This is a genomic window from Kitasatospora sp. NPDC057936, from assembly GCF_042887525.1.
Taxonomy (GTDB): Bacteria; Actinomycetota; Actinomycetes; order Streptomycetales; family Streptomycetaceae; genus Kitasatospora.
Map to the genome: position 1 here is coordinate 1 of NZ_JBHVPD010000196.1, position 3,752 is coordinate 3,752.

At 71.6% G+C, this 3,752-nt stretch carries 2 protein-coding genes; both read right to left on the reverse strand.

Going from position 1 to position 3,752, the window contains the following annotated elements; translation table 11 throughout:
• Nucleotides 1-154: 154 nt before the first annotated feature.
• Nucleotides 155-430 carry a hypothetical protein gene (locus tag ACFVU9_RS45315; protein ID WP_380443377.1) on the reverse strand — a complete coding sequence of 92 codons (276 nt, stop codon included), beginning with the start codon at nucleotides 428-430 and terminating at the stop codon, nucleotides 155-157.
• A gap of 3 nt (nucleotides 431-433) precedes the next feature.
• The coding region (locus ACFVU9_RS45320) for a polymorphic toxin-type HINT domain-containing protein (protein WP_387603933.1) at nucleotides 434-3,752 on the reverse strand (3,319 nt) is incomplete at its 5' end.

Consider the following 3,752-nt stretch of genomic DNA (forward strand, 5'->3'; position numbering starts at 1 on the left):
GTCCGGGCGGGGGGTTGTCTGGTTGCCCCCCCCCCCGGGGGGGTTCCGGGGGGGGGCCGCCCGCGGGTGTGTCCCCCCCCCGGCCCCCCCCCCCCGAAGGTGGTCGGCCTGCTCAGGCCGTCAGATGCTCAAGGAAGCACGAGCGATGTCGACGTCATGCCCGTGTTCCCTTTGAAGCCCACCGCTGGACGATCTCGTTCCAGCGGCCGTCGATTTCCTTCAGATCCACGAGAGGCTGCAGCTGAGGGTCGAAGAACTCCAGCACCGTCCGGGTCTCGGTGAACGAGATGCCGAGTTCGTCCTGCACGGCCAAGAGGAAGCGAACCGGTGTCAGCTCGTCCGGCAGTGATGTCCTGACGAACTCGAGCACGTCCATGAAGGGCGCACCCCCGGCCACGAGCTCTTCGAGCTCATGCTTTTCCGCCGACACGACTCACCCCTTCGGCCTGGAGAAGATCGGTTCCGCGTTGGTGTAGCTCCCCTTTACGCCCTTGAGGGCGGCCTCGTTCACATTGACCTCCGTCAACCCGTACTTGGAGCACATGTAGCCGGTGAAGGTGTTCCGGGCGGCATCCTCCATGGACATCCCCTTCAGGAGGTTGGCGTTGAACGCATCGAGGTTGGTCGGCATGGAGGGAACCCACTTCGCCTCGAAAGCCGCGACGTTGTCGGCGCCGAAATGGGCCATGACATCCTCGAACATCTTGCCACCGGGCACGGCGATGCTCTCGTCCGCGCCCTTCTCGATCGCCATGGTCAGCTTTCCGTCCTTGAGCTCGGCGAGGACGGTGCTGCCGCCGGCGTAGATCCCGGTGAAGCTGTCGCAGGGAAGGGTGTTGTGCACCAGGACCGGGGCGTTTCCGGCCAGCACGAAGTAGGTGTGGAGGTCCTTGACGGTCAGGTTGTACGCGGGCTCGAGTCCGGTCCAGTGCCGGACGGAGGAGACCTGGACGGCGGCCCCGGTGTCGGTGCGCAGGGTGTCACCGGGGTGGACGGCGGCCGCATCGGTCCAGGTCCGGGTCGACTCGACCCAGAACGGGTGGTGATCGGTCGCGGTGACGGCACCAGAGCTGCCGTCGGTGTGGCGGACCGTCAGTTCGGTGAACTCGCGGTCGTCCGGGGTGCGGATGGTGGCGGTCACCGTACGCGGGCCGCTGGTGCCCGCGACAGGGTCTGCCGCGAGCACGGTGTCACCCGTGCGCAGGGTCTCGATCGGTCGGGTCCCGCCGTCCCCCATGACCACCATGGTGCCGGCCGGGAAGCTGTTGACGCGGCATGCCGTACGTGCGGCGTCCCCGAGCTTGGCCTCGAGCTCCAGTCGTTGGATGAGGGCGCGGTCGGCGTTGGGGTTGTTGCGCAGGGCCGCGAGGGCCGCCTCGGTGCCGACGCCGTCCTTCAGGGTCCCGCGGAACTTGGTGACGGCGTCGGCCACGCTGGTCAGGCTGTTGATCGTGGCCTGGCTGTAGCCGTTGAGCGTCGCCTGGAGGGCGAGCTTGGCGTCCTCGATGCCGACGCCGGTCTCGAGGGCGAAGCGGAAGGCGATGATGCCCTTGCCGGCTTCGGCGAGCTTGCCGACGGGGGCGAAGGTCGCCGCCGCCCAGGCGCAGGAGGCGTTCAGGCCGGGGTTGTTGAAGCACTTGACGAAGTCGTCGGTCAGCAGGTGGAGGAGCAGCCTGGAGCTGTCCCCGGTCGCGCACCCGCCTTCCGGACCGCAGTAGACCTTGTAGTGCTGGGCGTAGTCGGAGTAGGTGAGCTCGATGGTGGAGTCGTACGCGGTCTTGCCGTCGAGCGTCGTGGTGTTGAGGACGACGGTGTCCCAGACGCTGTACTTGCCCTTGCAGGCGTCGAGGCTGAGCCCGGCCTCGGGGCAGGTGCGCATGACGTAGTCGACGGTGCCCGTGACCTTGACCTTCACCGGGACGGTGCAGACCTGCTGCCCGGCGGCGTTGTTGTGCCAGGTCTTGGAGTCACCGAAGAGCCACCCGCCGATGGTGCCGGGGTCGTCGGTGATGCACTTGGACATGTCGTCCTTGACGATCTCCTGCTTCACATCGTCGTGCGGGACGACCTCGATGTAGTAGGCCCGGTCTCCACTGACACCGCTTCCGTCGGTGCCGGCAGTGCCGGCCGGGACCTGGGCGTTGGCGGCCTCGGCCTGCTGCTTCTGGAAGACGGCGGCCTGGGCGTCGGCGGCGGCCTTGGCGGCCTCGGCGGCGCTCTGCTGGGCGGCCGCGGCGCTGGCCTGGGCCTGGTCGGACGCCGCCTTCGCGGTGGCCGCGTACTGCTGGGCCTGGGCGGCGTAGCCGGTGGCCGCGGCCGCGGAGACGCCGGCGCTGCGGGCCGCGGCGTTGGCGGAGGCCGCCGACGCCTGGGCCTGCTGGGCGTACTGGGCGGCCTGCTGGGCGCTGGCCTGGGCGGCCTGGGCCGACTGCGCGGCCTGGTTGGCGAAGCCCTGGGCGGCCTGCGCGGACTGGCTGGCCTGGTTGGCGTAGCCCGCCGCCTGGTCGGCCAGGTTGCTGGCGGTGGCGTAGGACTGCCCGGCCTGGGCCGCGTACTGGCGCGCCTGGGCGACCGAGCCGTCGATGGTGGCGAGGTAGGCCGCGATGGTCGCCACGTGGGCGGCCGTGACGGCGTCGCGCTGCTGGGCCTTCAGGATCCCGGTCTGCAGGAACGGCACGAGGCCGTCGGCGGGTCCGGACAGGACGGCCTGCGCGGCCGCCTTGACCTCGGGTCCGCCACTGGCCAGGGCCTGGGTGACCAGGACGCGGTTGTCGTCGTCGCGGGCCTTGAACTGGCCGACCGTCAGGAAGGCGCGGACGTCGTCGATCGTGCCGTCCAGGGCCTTGCCGGCCGCGGCCTTCACGCCGGGGCCGCCGTTGGCCATGATCTGGGAGAGGGCGACGCGGTCGTCGTCGTCCTTGCCCGGGTACTGGCCGGTGGCGAGGAAGGCCTTCACCTGGTCGGGGGTGCCGACCGAGGCGGTCTCGGCGGCCAGGCGCTTCTCCAGCTTGCCCGGCGCCTGGGCGATGGCCATGACGCTGGTGCGGTCGTCCCGGTCCCGGGCGACGGACAGCGTGCTGCTCAGGAATGCCTGGACGGCGCTGTCGTCACCCTCCAGGGCCGTCTGGGCGGCGGCCTTGGTCCACGGACCGCCGGCGTCCAGCAGGCGCAGCGCGGCCTGACGGCCCTTGAGGACGGCGGTCTTCGCGTCGACGCCGGACGCGGTGGCGTCCTTGATCAGCTGGTCGGTGTCGGCGGCGAACTGGGTGACCTTGCCGGACTCCCAGGCCGCGGTCCTCGCCTTGAGGTCGGCCTCGCGGGAGGCCTCGTCGGCGGCGGCCATCTCGACGGCCTGCTGCTCGTCCAGGCGCTCCTGGTCGGAGGCGCGGGCGATGTCGGTGACCTTGTGCGCCTGCTTGGCGGAGTTGTCGGCCGAGTTGGCGTCGGCGTCGGCCGCGGTGGCGGCGGCCTTCGCGACGTTGGCCCAGTTCGAGGCGTCACTGGCGTGCTGGCGGGCCTGCTCGGCCGCGGTGGCGGCCGCTTCGGCGTGCGCGGCCGCGTCGTTGGCTGCGCGCTGGGCGTCGCCGGCCGCGGCGGCGGCCTGGGCCGCGATCGCGACGGTGGCGTTGGCGGCGCGGGTGGCCTCGGCGGCGGCGCTGCGGGCGCGGGCGGCGGCCAGGCGGGCCTGGGCGGCGTCCGCGTCGGAGACGCCCGCGTAGGTGGCGGAGTCGGCGGCGGCCTGGGCGGCGGCC